Source organism: Corallococcus praedator (genome assembly GCF_003612125.1).
Classification (GTDB): domain Bacteria; phylum Myxococcota; class Myxococcia; order Myxococcales; family Myxococcaceae; genus Corallococcus; species Corallococcus praedator.
The window spans coordinates 1-434 of record NZ_RAWI01001097.1; the positions used below are offsets into that span (position 1 = coordinate 1).

At 45.6% G+C, this 434-nt stretch carries 1 protein-coding gene; it reads right to left on the reverse strand.

Annotated elements, in window-relative coordinates:
• Positions 1 to 349: helix-turn-helix domain-containing protein (locus D7Y13_RS43185; RefSeq protein ID WP_120631129.1), on the reverse strand; the 349-nt coding region annotated here is incomplete at its 3' end.
• Positions 350 to 434: the final 85 nt, after the last annotated feature.

The following is a 434-nucleotide window of genomic DNA, read 5'->3' on the forward strand; positions in this document are numbered from 1 at the left end:
GCAACACGCTGGCCGGAATACCCAATTCTTTGTGGAATAATCGGGCCATTTCCAGCGTCATCGGTTTGCGTCGGTTCAATACGGCAGAGACGTAGCTTTTACTACCTAACTTCCCAACAAAATCCTTGTTGCGTATTCCTTTCTCCTCCATCTTAAGCCGGATAGATTCAATGGGGTCAGGGGACGGTATAGCGTAGTGATCGTCTTCGTAAGCCTTTATCACTAAAAGAGCAACCTGCAATGTTTCACCGTCCGGACTATCTGGATGCACGTTTCGATCAAACTGCTCATCCACCCATGCCATCATGTCATCATATTCTTGCTCGGTTTTGATGGGTTTCAGCGTCATGGCTTCTGGTATTGTACCGTCGTTACATTGATTTTATTGTACTCCGCATGTGTGCCAAACCACTTGACTTGAATAGTTTTATAGT